We start from the raw sequence: 24,127 nt of genomic DNA, 5'->3' as shown, positions 1-24,127 counted from the left end.
ATTTTATATTTTGTTATAAATTAATTTAATTTTGTTGTTACCCTTTAATTTTCAATTATATATTCATCATCATATTTATCGTATTGTAACCCTTTCCCTATCTTTGATTCTGTAACTTGATCTCTTAAAAACGGTGCAGCATCCATTTTGCTAGTTGCAATTTCAATTCCATATTTTTTCGTTAAATAAGCTAACTCTAGTAAAAACCACTCTCTTCGCAATGTAACTGGAATATCAAATGTTTTTCTTTTCATATATAATAGCACCTCTTTTATTTTCATAACTTAAAAACATCACTGGATGTACTTATTAAAACTACCTTTCACCGCTAACATCCAATGAAACATTATAGTATATGCATGTCCATTTCAAACGTGCTATCACAAATATGATATTTAAGTTTACATAATTATATTATGTAATAGTAGAAAAGGAAGGCATGTCCCTTCCCCTTCTACTATAGAGATTTAAATTAAGAACATCTTGGTACACCTAAAGCTAAAAATAAACCTGCTACTCCCGCAGTAATCGGTACTTTTAACGTAATAACATCGTCTACCTTCGTTACTAAAAAGTAAGCATTACCTTCTTGTAATATACAAGTTACCAACAATTGAAATTCCATTCAAATCTCCTCCTTTCAATCGATATACTATAATTTATGAAATCTCTTTCAAAACGTAATAGGATATATATCTATTTTTCCCTATATATAAAATAAATGTTTATAAGTCTAGTAAAAATATTAACTTTCTAAATTTATATAAAACGTGTAATATCCAATAAGTTCCTATATAATCAATAAGAAGAATCTTACAAATGGAGGTATGAAAATGACGATTTTAAGTAATATTGGTGCAGCTTTATTTTTTATTGCTTTTATTCTTTTAATCTTATGTATTATTTCATTCTTTAAGAAAAATGGAAAAGCAAAACAATATGGACGTCCTACCGTTATTCTTTTTATGATTTCTATTATATTAATAACGGCCGGTACAACAAAATCGGAACACCCCGTCGTCGAGTTTTTTTCTACTTTAAGTTTCATTCTATTTATATTCTTCCTTGTTCTAGCAATCTTATCTGTTATTAAGAAAACAGGTGTAGCGAAAAAACAATTTATTATTACAGCCGTATTATTTGTCATTTTTGTTGCGCTATCAGGTATTTCAGATCCTTCTTCTGAAAAAACGACAGCAACTAGTACAAAAGTTGCTTCTAACAATGAAGAACAGAAAGATAGCGAAAAGAAAAAAGAGGCGGACGAAAAAACTCAAAAGCAAGAAGATGAGAAGCGTCTAGCCGATGAACAAGCTCGTAAGCAAGAGGATGAAAAACGTCAGGCTGATGAACAAGCCCGTAAACAACAAGAAGAGCAAAAACGTCTAGCCGATGAACAAGCTCGTAAACAACAAGAAGAGCAAAAACGCCTAGCTGATGAGCAAGCTCGTAAGCAACAAGAAGAGCAAAAACGCCTAGCTGATGAGCAAGCTCGTAAGCAACAAGAAGAGCAAAAACGTCAGGCTGATGAACAAGCTCGTAAGCAACAAGAAGAGCAAAAAGCACAGCAAGCTCAAACACAACCTGCTTCAGGAAATACTAGTAGTGCATATTACAAAAATTGTGCCGCAGTTAGAGCTGCCGGGAAAGCTCCTCTATATAAAGGACAACCAGGTTATGACTCACATCTTGATCGTGATGGCGATGGAGTTGCATGTGAAAAATAGTAGTAAAAAAGAAGCTTCTAGTAAGCTTCTTTTTTATTATCAGAAACTATTATGACGAATTCCCTCTCCCTCTTCCTTTTATAAAACTCATTTGATTATCCTTAAAATTGACACATTATAAGTGATTTCAATCACCACATTGTTTTTCATTTATTGCTATTCTTAATTTAGATATTACATTCAAACTTTATGGAGGCATTCATATGGAACATACATTTACTGAAACTTCTATTGTCGGTGAGATTGTTACACAATTTCCAAAAGCTAGTAATCTTTTTAAATCATATAGAATAGACTTTTGTTGTGGTGGTAATAAACCACTTATTGATGCAATTCATGAAAGAAATTTATCAGCAACAGAAGTACTTACAGAATTAAATACGCTTTATCATAATACGAAACGATTAAATGAATCTGAAATTGATTGGAAAAATGCTTCTTATCGTGAATTGATTGATTATGTTATAAATAAGCATCATCGCTATTTAAATGAAGAATTACCACAGTTAAGTCCGTATGTGACGAAAGTATTACGCGTCCACGGAGCAAGTCAGCCTCACTTAGCTCAAATTCATAAGCTATTTCACGAATTAAAGATGGAATTAGAACAGCATTTAATTAAAGAAGAAACAGAAGATTTCCCATTAATTTTAGAATTTGAACAAAATCCAATTGACGAAAACTATGTGAAATTACGTAAAATAGTAGATGAGTTGGAAAATGAACATAACCACGCAGGCAACATTATTAAAGAACTTCGTAAAGTTACAAATGACTTTACTCCTCCAGAAGGAGCTTGCGGTACTTATCGACTTGTTTACCAACGTCTTGAAGCGCTAGAGTCTGATTTATTTGAGCACATTCATTTAGAAAATAATATTTTATTTCCACGTGCCATTACGAGAGCATAAATAAAGAGCAGGACATGAGTATACATACTTATGTCCTGCTCTTTCATTTGGTAAAGACTATACACATCCCTCTCGAATAAATCCGAATTTTAACAATTTGTGAATCATTATAAAAATGTGATAAACATCACATCTCTTCCTTTTTTGATTTTCTATAATAAAAACATAATCCTTTGTTCAACATTTCACAGAAAAAGGGGAAACGAAAATGAAAAAACGTTTAGTTATGATCGGAAATGGTATGGCTGGCATACGCTGTATGGAAGAAATATTAAAACATGATAGTGATTCATATGAGATTACTATTTTTGGAGATGAACCTCATCCAAACTACAACCGTATTATGCTCTCTCATGTTTTACAAGGCAAAACAAATATGCAAGATATCATTATGAATGAATACAGTTGGTATGAAGAAAACGAAATAACTTTGTATACAAATGAAAAAGTTCAAAGTATTAACCGAGAAGAAAAAATTATTATTACAGAAAAGAATCGTACTCTTACATATGACAAACTCATTATCGCAACAGGTTCTAGTGCTTTTATTTTGCCTGTAGAAGGTTCCACTCTCCCTGGTGTAACAGGATTTCGAACAATTGAAGATACACAATTTATGATTGATACCGCTAATGAAAAGAAAAAGGCTGTTGTCATTGGTGGTGGGTTACTTGGTTTAGAAGCCGCAAGAGGTCTTATTGACTTAGGGATGGACGTACATGTTGTTCATTTAATGCCAAACTTAATGGAGCAACAACTAGATACGAAAGCAGCTTCTCTTCTGCGCGAAGATTTAGAAGCGCAAGGCATGAAATTTCTAATGGAAAAGAAAACTGTAAAAATTCTTGGTACAGACCATGTTGAGGGCATTCAATTTGAAGATGGTGAAGTTGTAGATTGTGATTTAATCGTAATGGCTGTCGGAATACGCCCAAATACGCAAATAGCAAAAGATGCCGGTTTAATTGTAAATCGCGGTATTGTAGTCAATGACTATATGCTAACAAATGATGAGTCCATTTATGCAGTTGGAGAATGTGCAGAGCATGACGGTATCGCATATGGACTTGTTGCTCCTCTTTATGAACAAGGTGCGATACTAGCAAAACATATAACAAATTTACAAACTGATGGATATTCGGGCAGTATCGTCGGTACGCAATTAAAAGTTGCAGGTTGTGATTTATTCTCTGCTGGTCAAATTTATGAAGATGATCAAACGAAAGCAATATCAATCTTTGATGAATGTAAACGTTCCTATAAAAAAGTATTAATTCGTGATAATAAAGTCGTCGGTATCGTTTTATATGGTGACACAGCTGACGGTACACGTCTCTTTAGCATGTTAAAGAAGGAAGAAGATATACAAGAATATACACCAGCTTCCCTTCTTCACAAAGCTGGTGAAGAAAGTGAATTTGACGTTGCTACAATGAGTGCGGATGACACGATTTGTGGATGTAATGGTGTTACGAAAGGTTCAATCGTTCACGCCATTTTAGAACAAGAGTTAACGACTTTTGAAGAAGTTAAAGGCTGTACGAAAGCCGCAGGTTCTTGTGGTAAATGTCGTCCACTTGTGGAACAAGTTTTATCTCATACACTTGGAGATGCTTTTGATGCCTCAGCGCAATCTGCCGGTATGTGTGGATGTACACCTTTATCCCGTGATGAAGTCGTAGCAGCCATTCACGAGAAAGGCTTAAAATCTCCAAAAGAAGTACGAAATGTTCTTGGTTTTGCACATGAAGACGGCTGTTCGAAATGCCGCCCTGCTTTAAACTACTATTTACGTATGGCGATTCCAGAAGAATATGAAGATGATAAATCGTCCCGTTTCGTTAATGAAAGAATGAATGGTAACATCCAGCACGATGGTACATTCTCTGTTATTCCACGTATGTACGGAGGCGTTACAACAGCTGATGATTTAATGAAAATTGCTGAAGTTGCGAAGAAGTATGATGTTCCACTTGTGAAAATTACCGGTGCAAGCCGAATTGGCTTATACGGTGTCAAGAAACAAGATTTACCTAACGTATGGGCTGACTTACATATGACTTCGGGGTATGCATATTCAAAATCGCTTCGTAATGTAAAATCATGTGTTGGTTCTCGCTTCTGCCGTTTCGGTACGAAAGATTCATTAGGACTTGGTATGCTCCTTGAACAATCATTAGAAATGGTAGATACACCTCATAAAATGAAGATGGGTGTAACGGGCTGTCCGCGTAACTGTGCGGAAGTACTGACGAAAGATTTTGGCGTTGTTTGTGTCGAAAATGGATACCAACTTTATATTGGCGGAAATGGTGGTACAGAAGTACGTGAAGCTGATTTTGTAATGATTGTCCCTACTGAAGATGATGTCCTTCGCATCGCTGCAGCTTACATGCAATATTATCGTGAAACTGGTATTTACGGAGAGCGTACCGCCTACTGGACAGAACGTTTAGGCTTCGATCACATAAAAGAAATACTACAAGATGCAAGTATGGTTACTACGTTAAATGAACGTTTCCAAACAGCTCGTAGAACATATACGGAAGCATGGGGACAAGCACTAGAAACGAAATCATTAAAAGCGATGTATGAAGTAGAAACTGTGAAATAAGGAGCTGTGATCTAAATGATACACACGAAAGAAAAAATAAAAGTTATGCGTGCGGAAGATCTTGCTATTCAAATCGGTAAAGAAGTGCAAATGAAAGGTATGTCTATCGCCCTATTCCGCCTTTCAAATGGCGATATTCGAGCTGTAGAAAATCGTTGTCCTCATAAAAACGGACCGTTAGCAGAAGGGATTGTGTCTGGAGAATTCGTCTTTTGTCCACTGCATGATTGGAAAATCTCACTACTAACAGGTGAAGTTCAAAAACCTGATGACGGCTGTATTCAAACATACGAAGTAGAAGTTATTGACGGTGACATTTATTTATACATGTAATTTTCGAAAGGAAGCCTCCTCTGGCTTCCTTTTAAATAAAAATTGATGAGGTGCAATTATGAACGGATATGTATATTTAGTTGGTGCAGGACCAGGTGATGAAGGGCTTATTACAAAAAAAGCGATAGAGTGTTTAAAACGTGCAGATATTGTTTTATATGACCGTTTACTAAACCCTTTCTTTCTTAGCTATACAAAACAAACATGTGAACTTATGTATTGCGGAAAAATGCCAAAGAATCATATTATGCGGCAAGAAATAATTAACGCACACCTTCTTCAATTTGCGAAAGAGGGCAAAATTGTTGTCCGATTAAAAGGCGGAGATCCATCTATTTTTGGCCGTGTTGGTGAAGAAGCAGAAACTTTAGCAGCAGCAAATATTCCATATGAAATTGTACCAGGCATTACATCTAGCATCGCCGCTAGTAGCTATGCAGGTATTCCCCTCACCCACCGTGACTACAGTAATAGTGTCACTTTATTAACCGGACATGCAAAAGGTCCCTTAACCGATCATGGAAAATATAATTCATCTCACAATAGCGACACGATTGCCTACTACATGGGTATAAAAAACTTACCTACAATTTGTGAAAACTTACTACAAGCAGGAAAAAAAGAAGATACGCCAGTAGCAGTCATTGAATGGGGTACAACTGGTAAACAGCGCGTTGTCACAGGGACACTGTCTACCATTGTTTCTATTGTCAAAAACGAAAATATTTCTAATCCTTCTATGACAATTGTTGGTGATGTTGTTACTTTGCGGAATCAAATCTCTTGGAAAGAACGTAAACCATTGCACGGCAAGAAAGTTTTATTTGCAGCTGCAACAAATAAAAAAAGCGCAATAAAGCAAAAGTTACAAGAGTCCGGTGCAGAAATATATCAAATTCCAACTTTCAAAAAGAAAGAATACACAGTAACCTCTGAACAAATCAATAAGATTTTTAACGTTGATCGTCTTGTATTTTGTTCCGCTGACAGTGTAGACATCTTAATGCAATCATGCAGTAAATATCATAAAGATATTCGTTCCTTACAGGCAGAACTTCAGTATATGAACCTTTCTATTCAAGAAAAGCTCATGCAATATGGATTGTTCAGTAAACCTGCGCAATTTTCTTCGAATTCAACGATTTATTTAGGACGAAACATTAACCGAATTGCTGTTATTCAAGAAAAAATTGGTGCTGGTTCCTATATGATGACTCATGAGTACACAATTGATCATCGCTTCGATGAAATTCATTCACGTATTCTTTCTGAATTCTCATGGGATAGCATTGTATTTGAAGGTCGTGCTTCTATTGATACGTTTCTAGCAGAAATAAAACGCCTTGGCTTTATCAATATTCTTACTCTCCCATTCTCGTATACCGACGTTCCAACTTTACACTATGCAAATAAAGTTGGGTTTCATAACGTAGATCATCAATTACAAGAAACTCTTATGAAGAAAGACATGGTGAGACAATGAAAGGAATTGTATATGTTGGACATGGAAGCCGGCTACAAGAAGGTAATGAACAATTCATTCAATTTATTCAATCTGTTATGAAAGAGCGAAACGAAAGAATTCAAAAAATAGCTTTTCTAGAACTAACGACACCTACTATTTCGGATGCAGTTACAGAAACGATAATAGAGGGAGTAACTGAAATAATGATTGTACCTGTTTTATTATTTGCAGCAGCTCACTATAAACGTGATATTCCTTTGGAGATAGCGAAAATGAAAAATCAATATCCACATATCTCATTTTCAGTTGTACAACCTTTTAGTACGCATCCGCATATGGTTGAACTTGTAGTGAAAAGAATACGTGAAACTATGCCAATGCAAGGTAGTAGTGTTTTACTCGTAGGGAGAGGTAGTAGTGATTTTCAGCCGATACATGAGTTACAACAAATCGGAGCAGCTGTCGAACAAAAACTCAGTCTACCAGTATCATGCTCCTTTTTAACGAAAGGAACGCCCTCTTTTACTGCTGAGCTAAAGACTATAACATCAACTGCATCCCATGTATATGTCATGCCCTACCTTCTCTTTACCGGATTATTGCTTCAAAAAATTAAGTTGTATACAAAAAAATACGATCACGTGACGACTTGTAATTGCCTACAGTTTGATACATATATGAAATTAACATTGTTAGAACGAATGGAGGAATGCATATATGTATAACATGTACCCCCTTATGTTTAATCTGCAAAATAAAGTGGTCGTTATCATTGGTGGAGGTAAAATTGCATATCGAAAAGCGTCTGGATTAAAAGATACAGGCGCTTTCGTCACCGTTATTAGCCCCGAGATTTGCGAGGAAATGAAAGAACTTCCTTATATTACTTGGAAGCAAAAAACTTTTAGTAATGATGATATTAAAGATGCTCATCTAATTTATGCAGCTACAAATCAACATGCTGTAAATATGATGGTCAAACAGGCCGCTCATGATTTCCAGTGGGTTAACGTTGTAAGTGATGGTACAGCATCATCGTTTCACACACCTGGCGTTATACGAAATGATGAATATGTTGTCACTATTTCGACTTCAGGTAAGGACCCATCGTTTACGAAGCGTATGAAACAGGAATTAACTTCTGTCCTTCCTAAACTTATAAAAAGACTTTCTCGTACTCATAAAATGTAATCTATCACTTAGCTAAAATAGGAATTAACTGTGAACAAACGTTTTTTAGAGGCGTTTGTTCTTTTTGCTTTAGTTTCGTTTTTTAGGATCAGACAAACAATTGGACAAGAATCTGTGAAGAAAAATAACGGCAACAATTACGGACAAAAAAGCAGTTGCTTGAGAGCAACTGCTTCAATACAGGTTTTATATTGGATATTCATTCAACCAAATTAGCGCTTGTTCATAATCATCAAAAAATCTCACAGATTCTTTCGTATTAGATTGTTGTAAATAATCCATTATCTCCCCCTCTTCAAGGAGAAATGCAATTGCCTTACTGTTATTCAAAATGATTTCATTGAAGAACTTCTCTTTCCATACTTTTTGAACAGAAAAATGATTTGGCGTGTATCCTTTTCTATCCACCAACAATTTGTATTTCCGCCCTTCAGAAATGAATTGCTGACAAACCTGCTCAAAACCATTAAACCATTCATACACATCATCTGTTTTTATATTGCCAACTAGATGGGTAACAATTATATCTCCTGAAACTGTTGTGCTGATATTCTGTTTACTCAACTTGGAATCCCCCTTAGTTACAATTTTGCGGAAAAACCGCATAAAATCAATAAAGAAAAATTTCTTACTTGACACTCCCACCCCACCGCTATCAAACTAAGCTCATGTAACGTCAATTATAAGCGAAATTGTGTCTAAGCTACTTGATTATCAGACATGGTACAATTGTAAACGATACCCAATATATCATAGACTGTTTTCTTCTCATATCTATGGGATTTCCGCCATCATTTACCGCCTCAAATCTATTCGTTTTAACACGTATATTCAAAACAAAATATATGACAAATAAATAACGACAGTTACTGTAATAATGCTGAAAAGTGTTGAAAATAAAACGATTTGTGCATGTAATTCAGGCTCTATTTGATATTCCATAGCAATGGTTGATGTATTTCTTGAAGTAGGAAAAGAACTTGCAATAAATAATGATTGTGCAACAATACCATCGATGTTTAGTATGTATATTACGGCAAGTGCTAATAATGGTCCCATCAGTAACCTTCCAATTAAAGCCCATGTTATGACTCGATGGAAAAAATTAAGCTTAATGTTGGATAATTGTGCCCCTAGCAATATGAGTGCTATTGCAACAAAACCATTCGCAAGCTGATTAAGAGGAATAAAGATAGAATTAGGTATTTGAATTGTAAAAGATTGAAAGAAAACCCCTAATACGAGTGCATGAAATACAGGCAGTCTTAGAAATGATTGAATAATACCTCCGATTGTTTTTGTTGCTGATAGTAAGTTATATATCCCATATGAATAAGTTAAAAGATTCTGGAAAATAACAATAAAAATTTGAATGGAAACCCCCACTGGATTGTGACTGAAAATCAATTGACTTACTGGTAACCCATAATTACCGGAATTCATTAACGAAATGCTATTTTTTAGAGCTGCACTTTCTCCTTTTTCTAACTTTAATATTTTTGAAATGAAATGACTTACTATAATCAGACTCAGACTATAAAGCATTAAATAGTATATTATCTGGAGCAACAAACCTGTTTCTATACGAATATCATATATATTCACAAATACAGCCGCTGGCATTAAGCAATAAGTAATAAGTGTAGATAGCTGCTTTAAGTTAAATTGGAACTTTCTTTGTAAGATTGCACCAATTAGCATCAATATTAATATCGGTAATATTACGTCTAATATAATAAATACAAACATTTAAAACCTCATTCTAAATATATTTTAGTTGGATTAAACGCTTTACTAAATGTGGACACATTTCATTCATCGGAAAACACCCTTAGTTCTCAATAATCAGAAAACTGAAATCGATAATATGAAAATGCTCATCAAAAATTCTTATTTCATTTCCCTCCCCTCTCTTTTCTTTAACATATCAAATATAACTCATAAAGAAAATTATGGATTATTTATACAAATTCATAATTTTATCTTATTGAACTAAACTGTATTCTTTAGTGTAGTACTTTTTTCACAATATCCGTTAGCCTTACCAAAAAATTTGGCCCTAAAAAAATCTGATACTGCAGTTACTATGCGAAGAATACTTACATCAATCCCATACTTGTCGCTTAAACCACCTAACACACCTGATACTTGTTTATCTTGAGTGGACTTATATTTTTTTCATCTAAACATCCCGATTCAATTAAATATTTGCATTCTAAAAATGAGTTCGATCTTTAGAATAGATTTAAGATTTCCTTCACTAATCTACCCTTTAAATGAATAACTTTTGACTTCTATATTTTAAAATAAAATTCCATAAGCCTTCTGTTTTTCATTTTAAAAACACATTCTTATAGAAAACAAGCGTTTATTGAGATATCAATAAAAACATGTTGAAGCCTATTACTAAAAGAACCATCCCAATATACTTTGGGATGGTTCTTTTTCCTTATTAATGATTCTTTAACATCACTAACAATTTCTCTTGGCTATACATCCATACTGTAATGATTAAACAAGCAAGTGCGACTTCTGATAGCGCCATAAATCCAATTGCATAATGACCTGTTAATTGGAATAGTAATGTTAAAATTAGCGGTGGGAAGAATCCTCCTAGTCCACCTAAAGCTGATACGAGACCATTTACAATACCAGCTTGTTCTGAGAAATACATTGGAACGAGTTTGAAGATTGTACCATTACCAATCCCTGCACAAAATGCTACTAGTAAGCAACCAAATGTATACACGTTCATACTTGGCATAAACGATAAAATAATACCTGAAAGTGTTAAACCGATAAATACGAAGATTAATATTTTAAATGGATTAAACTTATCACCGAACCAACCACCAATCGGGCGCATAATTGTTGCGAGTACGATGAATCCGGCTGTCCGCATACCTGCATCTACTTTCTCTAATCCGAAGTGAGATACTAGAAAGTTTGGTAAGTATACTGTAAATGCGACAAATGATCCGAATGTTAAAAAGTAAAAGATACATAAAAACCAAAGTTTCTCATTTTTATATACACCTTTTATTTGTTCCATTAGTGGTGTATTCACTTTTTTCTCCTTACGATCACCTAATAAAAAGTTCATAAGTGCAAACGCTGCAAGTAAAACTAAATAACATTGTACTGTCGTTCTCCAGCCAACTGAAGTTGCAATGACAGGTGCTAAAAACGAAGTAATTGCTGTTCCGGCGTTACCGACACCGTAAATACCATTTACAAAACCGTGACTCTCTTTCGGAAAGTATTTTGGTAAAGAAGTTACTCCTACAGAGAATACAGCACCACCGATTCCTACAAATAATCCACCAATAATTAAATCCATCATAGAATTGGCAACACTAATATAAAAAACAGGAAATAATAATAGAATAAAACTAATAAAGAATAATTTTCTTGCTCCGAAACGATTCGTCCAATAACCAATTGGAATACGAAGAATAGAGCCTAAAATAACAGGTACTGCTGTGACCATAGAAATTTGTCCCGCAGTTAATGGAATATCCGCTTTAATATAAGGCATTAATGATGATAAAATGACCCATACCATAAAACCGATAATTAGATTAGAAGTTTGTAAACTTAATTGAAAATTAGGACTTTTCATTCTGTTCCCTCCTATGTATGCATAGTTATATTCATTCTCTCCAGCCTAATCACGTCCTAACATGATTAGGCTGAAAAGAATCAACCACCACTTACTGGCGGAATCATTGCTACGATATCGCCAGTTTGAATGATGTCATTCTCATTTGCATACTCTTCATTTATCGCGACCATAATCTCGTTTGAAATTGCTATGTTGTATTTCTTAATGAGTACTTCCTTCAGCTTCGCAACTGTAATATTTTCACAATCTATGTGCAATGACGACTTACTTACTTCTTCCTGTAAATGTGCAAATAATAGCACTTCAATCATATTCTCATCTCCTTTCTAGGCTCACCATTTGCATATGTTACCCTCTCTAACTGATCACCTATCCATGACTCACCATCTTCCCAAAACTCTTTCTTCCAAATTGGAACAATTTGTTTAATACGCTCCATAATATATTCGTTCGCCTCATAGGCAGCTTTCCGGTGTGGTGTAGAAACAGCAACGACAACAGCAAGATCAGAAATTTGTAATGTACCAATGCGATGTGTAATAGCGACATATATCCCCGGCCAATTCTCTCCTACTTCAGTGCCAATTCTCTCAAGCTGTTTCTCCGCCATTGTCTTATAAGCTACATACTCTAAACAAAGTGTACGTCGACCTTTCGTAAATTCTCTAACAGTACCAATAAAAGTAGTAACCGCACCACACTCACGACGAATTACTTTGTTTGTAACTTCTTCAATTGAAATAGGTGTATCAATTACTTCATAATACGTATGTGTCATTTTGCACCTCTTATCTTTATATAAGTTAGCAACCTATTTTTCTATTACTTGTATGATCGAAGCGGCTCTTCCCACGGCCACTCACTTCCGTTGTTTGATTCTAATAACAGTACCGAAACAGTAATTCCAGCTTTAAATCCTCTCGTTCCCCCTGGCAAAACGATAAATGCATTCGCTTCTGCAAGTGAAGAAATTGCGCTAGATTTATCTAAACCAACTGGTGTAACTTGTAATTGCCCATCTACAATTTCCACTCTCCCTCTTACAAAACGAGTAAATGGGTTTGCTTTCGGAAAGTCTTTTTGTAAAATTGCCTCTGCACGATATATGTGCGAATCTTCCCTATGCAAGTATTTTCCAATCACTGGTCTAACATATAATTCACAACCGACATAACAAGCAGAAGGATTACCAGATAGACCAAATAGTAATTTTCCTTCTACCTCAGCTACAGTTGTCACACTTCCTGGTCGCATCGCTATTTTGTCAAAAAGTACATTAGCTCGTAATCTCTCATAGATGGCAGGTAAATAGTCATAGTCTCCTACTGAAACACCACCAGTTGTAATTAATATATCAACTTCTTTTATCGCCTTTTTTACAGTGTTATAACACGTCTCAAAATCGTCAGCGAATTGCCCATAATACTGTACAATCCCCCCTGCTCGTTCAATTTGAGCAGCTATCATATAGGAGTTACTATTTCGAATCTTCCCTGGCTTTAATTTTTCATGTACTTCAAGCAGTTCGCTACCCGTCGTTACAATTCCAATCACTGGTTGTTTTATAACATATACCGTACTATAACCAAACGTAGCAAGAAGTGCTGCTACTCCAGGATTAATAACAGTCCCTTCTTTCACAAGGATAGTATTTTGTTTTACATCTTCACCTTTAAAAGAAATGTTATCACCGGCTGTGAAACAGCGTTTTAATGTCATATAAGTCTTTTCGTTTTTTTCAAATCCTTCCGTTAGTTCTAACATAACAACCGCATTACACCCTCTCGGAATTGCGGCTCCTGTCATAATACGGACAGCTTGAAATGCTTTCACTTCTTCTGTAAAAACAACCCCTGCTCCAATTTCACCAATTACTTCAAACTGAATAGGGTTACTACTACTTGCTTCTTTCGTATCTTCTGATCGAATCGCAAACCCGTCGTACGGAGAGCGATCAAAATGCGGGACATCATGATCTGCAATAACATCTTCTCCAAGCGTTCTTCCGTAACTTTCTATAAGAGAAACCTCTTCTGTTTCACCTTGATGAGCATATTTCATTACTCGTGCAACTGCTTCTGCCACTGGAATCGGTATACGTTTTGCTAACATTCTTTTTCACCTCGTTTTAATAAGGGGGAAACTCTCTCTGTTCATCCTATATATTTTGCGTACAATCGTTTTGCTATTTTCACATCACTTGTCCCATGAATAAATGCCCTACCGTCTGTAAATAAAACGAAACGATATTCATCAATTAGAAATGATAGTAAGTACGGCGTTTTTTGGACATGTACAATTTTTTGTAATCTTTTTTGGATTTCGTTTAAATTTAGAACTCTCTTTATTCCTGAACGGATTTGAACTGTATTCCGTCCGCATAGCACCTCCGTTTTCACCTGTGATTCAAATGTTAAACTTGGGTACGTACGTGTATTTCCGCAAGATGGACATGTACTTTTTTTCTGTTTATTTACTTTTAATGAGAGAAATTGATTGTTCCAAATATCAAATGATAACATTGTTCCTCGTAGCGTCTCGAAATCATCCACCAATATTTTCATTGCTTCTGTCACTTGGTGAGCAACAACCATCTGTACAGCTGGCTGAATAATTCCCGCTGTATCACATGTTGCACCGCCCATCGGATGATCCATTAAGCAGCGAAAACATGGTGTTTTTCCTGGAAGACTTGTATACGTTACACCGTAACCTCCAACGCATCCACCGTATATCCAAGGTATATTTTCTTTTTGTGAAATATCATTTATAAGTAGGCGCGTATCGAAGTTGTCAGTGGCATCTATAATGAGATCCACTTCTTTTGTTAACTCTTCTATTTCTTGCATTGTGACATCCATTACAACTGGTACAATTTCCACTTCAGAATTAATCTTTCTTACATGTTCTGCCGCTGCAATTGCTTTTGGTTTGCATTGTTTTGCATCTTCTTCTGTATATAACTGTTGCCGTTGTAAATTACTCCATTCGACATAGTCACGATCGGCAATTGTCAATTTCCCAATTCCCATCCTAGCGAGTGCTTCTGCATTCGCAGCCCCTAGTGCACCCGCACCGATTAGGAGCACATGCTTTTCTCTTATTTTTCTTTGTCCCATTTCACCAATTCCAGAAAACAACACTTGTCTTGAATAACGCTCTTGCATAAGAAATCCTCCTTTCACTATCCACCAATGTAAGACATTTCAACTTTTGGACGTTTACTTGCACTCTCAACCGTTCTTTCATCTGAATATCGATCTGTTCTATATCGCCATGTATGTTGTAAAATTTTTAATAGTGAGGCATCAGAAATATTTTCTCGAAGAAGCGTTCGCAAATCCGTTCCTTTTTCTCCAAATAGGCACGTAAAAAACTTACCATCTGCCGAAATACGTGCTCTCGTACAAGAAGAACAAAATGACTCAGAAACAGAAGTAATAAATCCCACTTCTGCATTACTCCCTACATATCGATACAATTTCGCAACCTCTCCAAAGTAACGAGGCTGAGCGGGCTCAATTGGATATACACGATTAATTTTCTCTATTAATTGTTCCTTCGTAACGACTTGCTCAAAGTTCCATCCGTTCGTACTGCCTACATCCATAAACTCAATGAAACGTAACTGTATTTCTTGTTCTTTAAAATAACGAACCATAGGAAGAATTTGACTATCATTCATCCCTTTTTTTACGACCATATTTACCTTTACTTCTAATCCAGCTTCCTTCGCTGCTTCAATTCCTTTCAGTACAGGTTTCGTACTTACATTTCTTCCATTAATTTTTTGGAAGACATGATCCTCTATTGCATCTAAACTAATATTCACACGCTTTAATCCTGCTTCTTTTAGCGCCTTAGCTTGTTTTGCTAAATGAATTCCGTTTGTTGTGAGTCCAATATCTTGTAAGCCTTCTAGATTTGTAAGTCTTGCAATTAACGTCGATAAGTCTTTACGCAATAAAGGTTCACCGCCAGTAAGCCTAATTTTATTAACTCCCATACTTATAAATAATCTCGCTAACCTTTCTATTTCATCGAACGTTAATAAAAGCTCTTCCTTTAAAAAAGCGTAATCAGGTCCGAACACTTCAGCAGGCATACAGTATGTACACCTAAAATTACAACGATCAATAACTGAAATACGTAAATCTTGAAGTGGCCGCTTTAAAGAATCTTTTATGTTCTTGTGCATCTCTATCCCTTCTTTTCTGCTGCAATCCTTAGTAAGCTTTCATTTTTTTATTTGCCTTTATTATAAAAAAGAAGCTACATATTCAATGTGACTTTTCTCACATCACTTTCCCCATTCAAAAACTTTTCACAAATCCGTTCGTATTTTGTTCACATCTTTAATCTCATCTACTTTGTCTATTGAATTTTTCAAACTAAAAACTGAAAATCTCTTCCCCTTACGGTCATTGAAATTTCAATTTATTTTTAAAATAGCTCTTGCATTTTCATCATATTTACACTCAAAATAGGAAATGTATTGCTTATAAGAAGAAAGGTGATCACTGTGGCAAACAGTATGACATTATCTCAAGATTTAAAAGAATTACTTGCATCTGTTGAATATAAAATGCAAATTAAAAAAGGTAGTTTTATTTTTCAAGAAGGTATGGAGGCAACAGAGCTCTATATCATCCACTCAGGAAAAGTACAAATTAGCAAACTAAGTGCTGACGGACAAGAATTAACACTTCGAATTTGTTCAGAATATGACATTATTGGAGAATTAACATTGTTCACGGACAATGCGAAATACTTATTAAATTCAAAATGTCTTGAGGATGTGGAAGTAGGCGTTATAAAGCGTGAAGCATTAGAAAAAGCATTACTCCAAAAACCTGCACTCGTATTTGAATTTATGAAATGGATTAGTGAACATTTAAGAAGAATGCAAACGAAGTTCCGAGATTTAGTATTACACGGCAAAAAAGGTGCCCTGTATTCTACCCTTATACGAATGACAAATAGTTACGGTATATTAAAAGAAAATGGGATTCTCATCGATTTACCATTAACAAATCAAGAACTTGCTAATTTCTGTGCAACTTCACGTGAAAGTGTAAATCGAATGTTAAATGAATTAAAAAAGCAAGGTACAATTTCAATTCATAAAGGAAAGATTACAATCCACGATTTACAATTTTTAAAATGTGAAATTGCTTGTGAAGATTGCTCTGCTTCTGTTTGTAGCATTGATTAGCATCTTATTTAGATGCTAATCTTTTTTCAATTTAAGCCATTTATTAACGGTTATTCCCTCTGTAAACAAAAACGAGGCCTTCCATATTAGACCTCGTTTCGTTTTAACCATTAGCTCCTATCCGTTTACAGCAGTATTATTTTTTCAATTCATTAGGAATACGTCTTCTGTAAATTACATAGCTACGGCTTATATATTTAATTGGGGCACTAAATACATGTACTAGTCTTGTAAATGGCCATACTGCGAATAAACCCATCCCTGCAAGAATATGAATTTTAAACCATACTGGTACTTCCATCATATATTCAACTTTCGGTTGGAAAATAAAGAGGCTTCGGAACCAAGGGCCAATTGTTGTACGATAATCAAATCCTTTTGAATCGATATTTAAAAATGTTGAAGAAAGTCCTGCTAGCATTACGATAAGTAATAAAATAAGCGCAATATAATCTCCCTTTGTACTCGTTGCAATGATACGTTTTACAGTTACGCGGCGGTACGTTAATATAATTAAACCGATGATAGAAGCAACACCTGCCGGAAGTCCAAAACTAATTGCTACTACATGATACATATGCTCAGAAATACCTATTGAACGGTATACAGCTTCTGGAATTAAAATCCCCATAACATGACCGCCAATTACGAACATAATCCCAAAGTGGAATAATAGACTTCCGATTCGGAGCATTTTCTTTTCTAATAGTTCACTAGATTTTGATGTCCATCCAAATTGATCATAGTTGTATCTAAAAATATGTCCACCGATAAAGATTGCAAAAATGATATAGGGAAACAATACCCATAGAAATTGATCCATCATTTTAACAACTCTCCTTTCTAATTTGTCTGTACACCCCATGTATCGATAGCGAGTAGAACAGCCGCAAGAATTGGTTCATACATACTACCTGCTTCTTTTAACTGAACGTGTAATGCTTGTATGTTCTCCTTGTATTTACTCATAATTGGTTCACTGTCTTGCTCATTTGCATTTGCAAAAAACTCAAGCAATAGCGGTAAATAATCAGGTAATTCTTTATCTGTTACTTCAAAACCTGATTTTTTATAATGCTGCTTTAACTCTAGTAATTCAATCCCTCTTTCTCTTTGTTCACCAGTGTTCATATACGTTAAATACATATTCGTCTTTTTACCAAAATCAAATGTATATACGTAACCATCAATGAGTTGATCGTTCGTTTTATTTAGCGCTTGTTTTATAAATGCTGTAAGTGAAGCTTTAACATCGTCCTGTTCAATCGCTTCCATCTCTTCTTGTAATTCAGTTAAAGTTTCTCTCCACCCGATTTCTGGGTAGGAGAGAAGAAATGAAGAACATGAAAAAGCAGTTTGTAAACTTTGTTTCATATTTTTCCGCCCCCATTATTTAAGAAATTGTCATACAAGAGCCTGGACCACCTGCGAATGATAAACCACAGCTTCCTTGTTCACTATATAAATCTGCAACTTGTTCTCTGTGAGATGTCGGGATAACAAAACGATCTTTATATTTTGCGATAGCAAGAAGACGATACATATCTTCTACATCCTGTTTCGTTAAGCCAAGTTCTTTTAATACAGCTTCATTTGGTTCTTTATTAATTTGCATTGCTCTCATATGCGTTCGCATAACAGCCATTTTTTTCAATGTAAGACGAATATGTGATTCATCTCCTGCAGTGAGTAAATTCGCTAAATATTGAATTGGAATACGCATATTATCAATAGCAGGGAAAATCTCTTCTGCTTGCCAGTTACTACCTTTTCCCTCCACCATATTCATAATTGGGCTAAGCGGCGGGATATACCAAACCATTGGCATTGTACGATACTCTGGGTGAAGAGGTAGAGCAATTTTCCAATCGATAATCATTTTATAGATTGGTGACTGTTGTGCCGCTTTAATCCATTCTTCAGGAATGCCTTGTTTTTTCGCTTCAGCTGCCACTTCTGGATCATTTGGATCTAGGAAAACAGTAAGCTGAGATTCATATAAATCTTTTTCGTCTTCAACAGACGCTGCTTCTTTTACTTTATCAGCGTCATATAGCATTACCCCAATATATCTGATACGTCCTACACATGTTTCTGAACAAATTGTTGGCATACCAGCCTCAATACGTGGGAAACACATTGTACATTTTTCAGCTTTATTCGTTTGCCAGTTAAAATACACTTTTTTATATGGACAAGATGATACGCAGAATCTCCAAGCACGACATGCATTTTGATCCACAAGTACAATCCCGTCTTCTTCACGTTTATACATTGCACCAGATGGACAAGATGATACGCACGATGGATTCATACAATGTTCGCATATGCGTGGTAAATACATCATAAAGACGTTTTCAAAATCTGTTTTAATTTCTTCTTCCATTTTCTTTACGTTCGGATCTTGTAATCCTGTTATATGTCCGCCTGCTAAATCGTCCTCCCAGTTTGGACCCCATTCAATTTTGTCGATAAATTCGCCTGTAATTGCTGATTTCGGACGAGCAACTGGTTGATGCTTACGCTGTGGGCTATTTGTTAATGTTTCATAATCATAATTCCAAGGTTCAAAGTAATCATCAATTGTTGGTTGATCTGGATTGTGGAAAATGTTCATAAGACGCTTCATTTTCGAACCAGATTTCAGCTGAATTTCACCATTTTTCAATTCCCAGCCGCCTTTATATTTATCCTGATCTTCCCATTGTTTCGGATAACCAATTCCAGGTTTTGTTTCTACGTTATTGAAATACATATATTCAGCACCTGGACGATTTGTCCAGGTGTTTTTGCACGTTACGCTACAAGTATGGCAGCCGATGCATTTATCTAGGTTCATTACCATTCCGACTTGTGCTTTAATCTTCAAGCCAATCTACCTCCTTCAGTTTGCGAATTACAACGTTTAAATCGCGCTGGTTCCCAGTCGGACCATAATAGTTAAATCCATAACTTAATTGACCGTATCCACCAATCATATGTGTCGGTTTTACGTGAATTCGAGTTGGACTATTATGCGTTCCCCCGCGGTTACTTGTTAATTTCGTACCAGGTACGTTAATGTGACGATCTTGCGCATGGTGCATAAATGCCATTCCTCTCGGTATACGATGCGTTACAACAGCACGCGCTACAACAACACCGTTACGATTAAAGCACTCAATCCAATCATTATCTGCAACACCCGCTTCAGCAGCGTCCTCTTTATTCATCCAAACAGTTGGACCACCTCTAAATAGCGTTAACATCGGTAATGAATCGAAGTACATACTATGAATCGACCACTTATTATGCGGTGTTAAATAGTTTAGTGTAATCTCTTTCCCTTCTACTTCGGGCCGTGATTTACGGAACGGTTTATGTTGCAGAATTGGTTTAAATGTTGCCATCGTTTCACCAAATTCTTTCATCATGTCATGGTCTAAGTAGAAAGATTGTCGACCAGTTATCGTTCTCCAAGGGATAAGACGTTCCACATTTGTTGTAAACGGTGAGTAACGGCGTCCACCTTTTTCTGAACCTGTAAATGCTGGAGAAGTAATTACTGTTTTCGGCTGTGCTGTAATTTGTTCGAATGTGAAGCATTCCTCTTCACGTTCTTCTGCTAAATCACGTAATTTTAGATCTGTTTGTTTTTCAAGTGCTTCCCATGCTTTTACTGCCATATGACCGTTTGTTGTAGAAGATAGTGTTAATACCGCTTCAGCAGCATTGATTGCTTCTTTTATGTCTGGGCAATCTTTCGCGATAGAATCCGTTCGAACAACTCCTAATTTGCTCTTTAATTGCTCATATTCTTTTTCCGCAGACCAAGAGATCCCTTTCGTACCAATCGGTTGTTTTCCGACATTCGGTCCAAGCGCAGTCATTTTGTCATAAATCGTTTTATAATCTCTTTCGACAACATGAATTTGTGGCATCGTTTTACCCGGGATTGGTTCACATTCACCTTTACTCCAATCTTTAATCTTGCCAAGTGGTTGCGCTAATTCTTGCGGTGTATCATGAAGAAGTGGTGTTGCAACAACTTCTTTCATTGGTTCAAGATCAATTTTCTTCGCTAAATCTGACACAGCTTTAGAAAGTGAAGTGAAAATATCCCAGTCAGAGCGTGCTTCCCACGGTGAACCGATTGCTGGATTAAAAGGATGCACAAATGGATGCATATCTGTACTACTTAAATCATGTTTTTCGTACCAAGTTGAAGCTGGTAATACAATATCAGAATACAGTGCTGTTCCAGCCATACGGAAATCTAAATTAATGAGTAAATCAAGCTTCCCTTCTGGCGCTTCTTCATGCCACTTAATTTCTTCTGGTCGTAATGAATCACTATCGTCATTCATTAATCCGTTTGTTGTACCTAGTAAATGTTTTAAGAAATATTCGTGCCCTTTACCGGAACTTGAAATTAAGTTCGCACGCCATACGAATAAGGTGCGCGGGAAGTTATTTTTGTTATCTGGATCTTCAATTGCAAATTTCAGTTCTTTTTCTTTTAGTTTTTGTGCAACATATTTTCCGATTTCTTCTTGTGTTGTTGCACCAGCAGCAACAGCTTCTTTATATAGTTCAATTCCATTTTTCTCAAATGTAGGATAAGAAGGTAACCAGCCGAGTCGTGCTGCTAATACATTGTAATCACCGTGATGTTGATAACGAGAGTTTCCTTCCACTGGTGATGCTAAATGTCCAACTGGTGTATCTTCATAGCGCCATTGATCTGTTACGAAATAGAAGAAAGATGTACCATTTTGTAATTTTGGTGGCCCTTGCCAATCTTTTGCCATCGCGATTGTTTGCCATCCTTCTGCTGGTCGTAATTTTTCTTGCCCAACGTAATGCGCCCAGCCACCGCCGTTTACACCTTGTGCCCCGACGAGAAGTACAAGATTTAAAACTGCGCGATAAATCGTATCTGAGTTAAACCAATGGTTAATACCAGCTCCGACAATAATCATTGAGCGACCGTTCGTATCAACAGCATTTTGTGCGAACTCACGAGCGATTTGAATGATTAGCTCTCGTTTCACTCCTGTTATTTTCTCTTGCCATGCAGGTGTAAATGGTACATCATCATTGAAGTCTTTCTGTTCTTGTCCGCCGAGACCTCGGTTCACACCGTAATTTGCTAACGTTAAGTCGTATACAGTTGTAACGAACACTTCGCCTTCTTCTGTCATAACCTTTTTCACTGGAATTGTACGTTCTAATACTTTGTTTCCATCATCAGAGAAGTACGGAATTTGTACAGTTCCAATCGATTCTTCCATTCCAAGTAAAGAAAGACGTGGATCAATCTTTTCACCTGTTTCTTCATCTTCTAAACGCAAGTTCCATTTCTTTTCGTTATCCCAACGTGAGCCCATTGTGCCATGAGGTGTTGCAAAATCATTCGTGTTCTCGTTCCAAAGAACAGGTTTCCATTCTCCTAACTTCGTTTCGCGTCCAATATCAGCAGCGTTTAAGAAACGATCAGCAACGAATTGATCTCCTTTTTGTTTCAATGTGACAAAGAAAGGAAAATCAGTATATTGCTTCGCATACTTTGTGAAATATTCCACTTGATTATCTACGTAAAATTCTTGTAAGATCACATGCCCCATTGCCATCGCAAGTGCACCATCTGTACCTTGTTTCACACTAATCCAATCATCCGCAAACTTTGTAGATTCAGCGAAGTCAGGACTGACAGAAACGACTTTCGTTCCTTTATATCGAACCTCTGCTAAAAAGTGAGCATCTGGTGTTCTCGTCATCGGTACATTTGAACCCCATGTCATAATGTAACCAGAGTTATACCAGTCACTACTTTCTGGTACATCTGTTTGATCACCCCAAATTTGCGGAGAAGCTGGTGGTAAATCTGCGTACCAATCATAGAAACTAAGCATTGGTCCACCCATAAGTTGCATAAAGCGACTACCAGCTGCATGACTTAACATCGACATAGCTGGAATTGGCGAGAAACCAACATTTCGGTCTGGACCGTATTTCAATACTGTGTATAGTAATGAAGCAGAAACAAGTTGTAACACTTCATCCCAATTCGCACGAATGAATCCCCCTTTACCACGCGCCTGCTTATACGTACGTGCTTTTTCAGGGTTTTCCACAATGCTTTTCCAAGCGCCTAATGGGGACTCGTTATTTTGTAATTCTTCTTGCCACATATTCCAAAGAACACCACGTACATACGGATATTTCACACGAAGCGGACTATAAATGTACCAAGAAAAACTCGCTCCACGTGGACATCCTCGTGGTTCAAAATCAGGCATGTCAGGACCTGTCGTTGGATAGTTAAGCTCCTGTCCTTCCCAAGTCACAATTCCATCTTTCACATATATATTCCAACTACATGAGCCAGTACAGTTTACGCCATGTGTAGAACGAATTACTTTATCATGCTGCCAACGCTTTCTGTACACATTTTCCCATTCGCGATCTTCATATGTTTCTTGTGTATGATTATCGTTATAACGATCTATTGGTGAAAAATATTTTAAACGTCTCATTAGTGCTGAAGGTTTTTTCTTCATACTGTTCACTCCTTTAATACGTCTCTCTTACATACCCTTACTATAAGAGAGGTTGTAAAATACAGATGTGACATTTCGCACAGTTCAAGAGATTGTCAAAAATTCAGTAGAAAATAAGTTTGTGAGAAAATCTTGTGTTCCGTTGTGAAGATTATGGTTAATCTTAATTATTAGGAGAATGGTATTTTGAGGTATCGACTATTTTGCAAAAGAAAAAGAGTTTTGATATTATTTCAAAACTGCCATAAGGAAAAGAGTATAAATTGTATGTAAAAATATTTTTCCCAATGTTATTATTTTATATCGAGTCTTATTTTACATAAAACTACAAATCATTATTTACTGTATTGCCCTTAGTTACGGAAACAATTATACTAGATGTAATTGAAATAAATAATCTGAATATTCTCAGAATTTAAGTTAGACCTTTACTATCTACATATAGAATTAGAAATATGTCCACTAAATTGATTAGAAAACGATAATAACATTAGGAGGATTACG

Annotated in this window: 22 protein-coding genes and 1 pseudogene; 8 read left to right on the top strand and 15 right to left on the bottom strand. The window is 36.0% G+C overall.

From position 1 onward, the window contains the following. Positions 1–44: 44 nt before the first annotated feature. Together C3Y97_RS10365 and exsG are read right to left on the bottom strand one after the other, a co-directional pair. The gene (locus C3Y97_RS10365; protein WP_000824197.1) at positions 45–254 is read right to left on the bottom strand and encodes a hypothetical protein; all 210 of its coding nucleotides are present in this window, start codon (positions 252–254) and stop codon (positions 45–47) included. Between the two features lie 218 nt (positions 255–472). Further along, positions 473–625, bottom strand: a complete 153-nt coding sequence (gene exsG, locus C3Y97_RS10360) for an exosporium protein ExsG (RefSeq protein WP_000395679.1) — start codon at positions 623–625, stop codon at positions 473–475. 208 nt (positions 626–833) lie between these two features. On the opposite strand from exsG, the gene C3Y97_RS10355 reads away from it, so the two are divergent. The 7 genes from C3Y97_RS10355 to C3Y97_RS10325 all read left to right on the top strand — a co-directional run bounded on the left by C3Y97_RS10355 (position 834) and on the right by C3Y97_RS10325 (position 8,241). Next, entirely contained in the window at positions 834–1,727 is an 894-nt protein-coding gene (locus C3Y97_RS10355; RefSeq protein ID WP_000154137.1) for an excalibur calcium-binding domain-containing protein, read from the top strand. A gap of 203 nt (positions 1,728–1,930) precedes the next feature. Continuing rightward, positions 1,931–2,638, top strand: a complete 708-nt coding sequence (gene ric / locus C3Y97_RS10350; protein WP_000401371.1) for an iron-sulfur cluster repair di-iron protein — start codon at positions 1,931–1,933, stop codon at positions 2,636–2,638. A 208-nt stretch (positions 2,639–2,846) separates the two neighbouring features. Next, on the top strand, positions 2,847–5,252 hold the full coding sequence (nirB, locus tag C3Y97_RS10345) for an NADPH-nitrite reductase large subunit (RefSeq protein ID WP_000746941.1): 2,406 nt from the start codon (positions 2,847–2,849) through the stop codon (positions 5,250–5,252). 15 nt (positions 5,253–5,267) lie between these two features. After that, on the top strand, positions 5,268–5,585 hold the full coding sequence (gene nirD, locus C3Y97_RS10340; protein WP_000581982.1) for a nitrite reductase small subunit NirD: 318 nt from the start codon (positions 5,268–5,270) through the stop codon (positions 5,583–5,585). A gap of 58 nt (positions 5,586–5,643) precedes the next feature. Beyond that, the gene (locus C3Y97_RS10335) at positions 5,644–7,068 is read left to right on the top strand and encodes a uroporphyrin-III C-methyltransferase (protein WP_001014945.1); all 1,425 of its coding nucleotides are present in this window, start codon (positions 5,644–5,646) and stop codon (positions 7,066–7,068) included. Next, the gene (locus C3Y97_RS10330) at positions 7,065–7,775 is read left to right on the top strand and encodes a sirohydrochlorin chelatase (protein ID WP_000676478.1); all 711 of its coding nucleotides are present in this window, start codon (positions 7,065–7,067) and stop codon (positions 7,773–7,775) included. Before C3Y97_RS10335 ends, C3Y97_RS10330 begins: the two co-directional genes overlap by 4 nt. Beyond that, positions 7,768–8,241, top strand: coding sequence for a precorrin-2 dehydrogenase (locus C3Y97_RS10325; RefSeq protein ID WP_000282590.1), 474 nt, complete (start codon positions 7,768–7,770; stop codon positions 8,239–8,241). Before C3Y97_RS10330 ends, C3Y97_RS10325 begins: the two co-directional genes overlap by 8 nt. Before the next feature lie 186 nt (positions 8,242–8,427). Here the strand turns inward: C3Y97_RS10325 and C3Y97_RS10315 are convergent, their stop codons facing one another. From C3Y97_RS10315 to moaA, 9 genes and pseudogenes are all read right to left on the bottom strand, one after another. Further along, entirely contained in the window at positions 8,428–8,847 is a 420-nt protein-coding gene (locus C3Y97_RS10315) for an STAS/SEC14 domain-containing protein (RefSeq protein ID WP_073339619.1), read from the bottom strand. A 225-nt stretch (positions 8,848–9,072) separates the two neighbouring features. Next, the gene (locus C3Y97_RS10310) at positions 9,073–9,990 is read right to left on the bottom strand and encodes an AEC family transporter (protein ID WP_000497498.1); all 918 of its coding nucleotides are present in this window, start codon (positions 9,988–9,990) and stop codon (positions 9,073–9,075) included. 300 nt (positions 9,991–10,290) lie between these two features. Further along, a pseudogene (locus C3Y97_RS28045) lies at positions 10,291–10,419 on the bottom strand (PspC domain-containing protein); the annotation flags it as partial. Between the two features lie 274 nt (positions 10,420–10,693). Beyond that, positions 10,694–11,863: a nitrate transporter NarK gene (narK, locus tag C3Y97_RS10300; RefSeq protein ID WP_098212425.1), complete on the bottom strand. Its 1,170-nt coding sequence runs from the start codon at positions 11,861–11,863 to the stop codon at positions 10,694–10,696. An 80-nt stretch (positions 11,864–11,943) separates the two neighbouring features. Further along, complete coding sequence (gene moaD / locus C3Y97_RS10295) at positions 11,944–12,177, bottom strand: molybdopterin converting factor subunit 1 (RefSeq protein WP_000573688.1); 234 nt, start codon at positions 12,175–12,177, stop codon at positions 11,944–11,946. Continuing rightward, positions 12,174–12,644 (bottom strand): molybdopterin synthase catalytic subunit MoaE, encoded by a 471-nt coding sequence (gene moaE / locus C3Y97_RS10290; protein WP_000149962.1) that lies wholly within the window; start codon positions 12,642–12,644, stop codon positions 12,174–12,176. The genes moaD and moaE overlap by 4 nt, the downstream gene beginning before the upstream one ends. 44 nt (positions 12,645–12,688) lie before the next feature. After that, the gene (locus C3Y97_RS10285) at positions 12,689–13,978 is read right to left on the bottom strand and encodes a molybdopterin molybdotransferase MoeA (protein WP_000880215.1); all 1,290 of its coding nucleotides are present in this window, start codon (positions 13,976–13,978) and stop codon (positions 12,689–12,691) included. Between the two features lie 41 nt (positions 13,979–14,019). After that, entirely contained in the window at positions 14,020–15,033 is a 1,014-nt protein-coding gene (locus tag C3Y97_RS10280; RefSeq protein ID WP_001158124.1) for a molybdopterin-synthase adenylyltransferase MoeB, read from the bottom strand. 17 nt (positions 15,034–15,050) lie between these two features. Next, a complete protein-coding gene (gene moaA / locus C3Y97_RS10275) occupies positions 15,051–16,064 on the bottom strand; it encodes a GTP 3',8-cyclase MoaA (protein ID WP_002197699.1) in 1,014 nt (337 codons plus the stop codon). A gap of 324 nt (positions 16,065–16,388) precedes the next feature. Here moaA and C3Y97_RS10270 point away from each other — a divergent pair, with 324 nt between their 5' ends. After that, complete coding sequence (locus C3Y97_RS10270; protein WP_000013865.1) at positions 16,389–17,081, top strand: Crp/Fnr family transcriptional regulator; 693 nt, start codon at positions 16,389–16,391, stop codon at positions 17,079–17,081. Positions 17,082–17,217: 136 nt separating this feature from the next. On the opposite strand, the gene narI is transcribed toward C3Y97_RS10270, so the two are convergent. Genes narI through C3Y97_RS10250 form a run of 4 tightly spaced genes read right to left on the bottom strand, consistent with a single transcriptional unit; the run spans position 17,218 to position 23,623 of the window. Further along, the gene (narI, locus tag C3Y97_RS10265; RefSeq protein WP_000969212.1) at positions 17,218–17,907 is read right to left on the bottom strand and encodes a respiratory nitrate reductase subunit gamma; all 690 of its coding nucleotides are present in this window, start codon (positions 17,905–17,907) and stop codon (positions 17,218–17,220) included. A gap of 17 nt (positions 17,908–17,924) precedes the next feature. Continuing rightward, positions 17,925–18,455, bottom strand: a complete 531-nt coding sequence (gene narJ / locus C3Y97_RS10260) for a nitrate reductase molybdenum cofactor assembly chaperone (RefSeq protein WP_025688299.1) — start codon at positions 18,453–18,455, stop codon at positions 17,925–17,927. A gap of 19 nt (positions 18,456–18,474) precedes the next feature. Further along, positions 18,475–19,950 carry a nitrate reductase subunit beta gene (narH, locus tag C3Y97_RS10255; RefSeq protein ID WP_025688298.1) on the bottom strand — a complete coding sequence of 492 codons (1,476 nt, stop codon included), beginning with the start codon at positions 19,948–19,950 and terminating at the stop codon, positions 18,475–18,477. After that, positions 19,940–23,623 carry a nitrate reductase subunit alpha gene (locus tag C3Y97_RS10250; protein ID WP_098212423.1) on the bottom strand — a complete coding sequence of 1,228 codons (3,684 nt, stop codon included), beginning with the start codon at positions 23,621–23,623 and terminating at the stop codon, positions 19,940–19,942. Before C3Y97_RS10250 ends, narH begins: the two co-directional genes overlap by 11 nt. Between the last annotated feature and the right edge of the window lie 504 nt (positions 23,624–24,127).

Origin of the sequence: Bacillus sp. DU-106 (assembly GCF_004799705.1) — a bacterium.
Classification (GTDB): Bacteria; Bacillota; Bacilli; order Bacillales; family Bacillaceae_G; genus Bacillus_A; species Bacillus_A cereus.
This window is presented reverse-complemented; position numbering and strand designations above follow the sequence as displayed.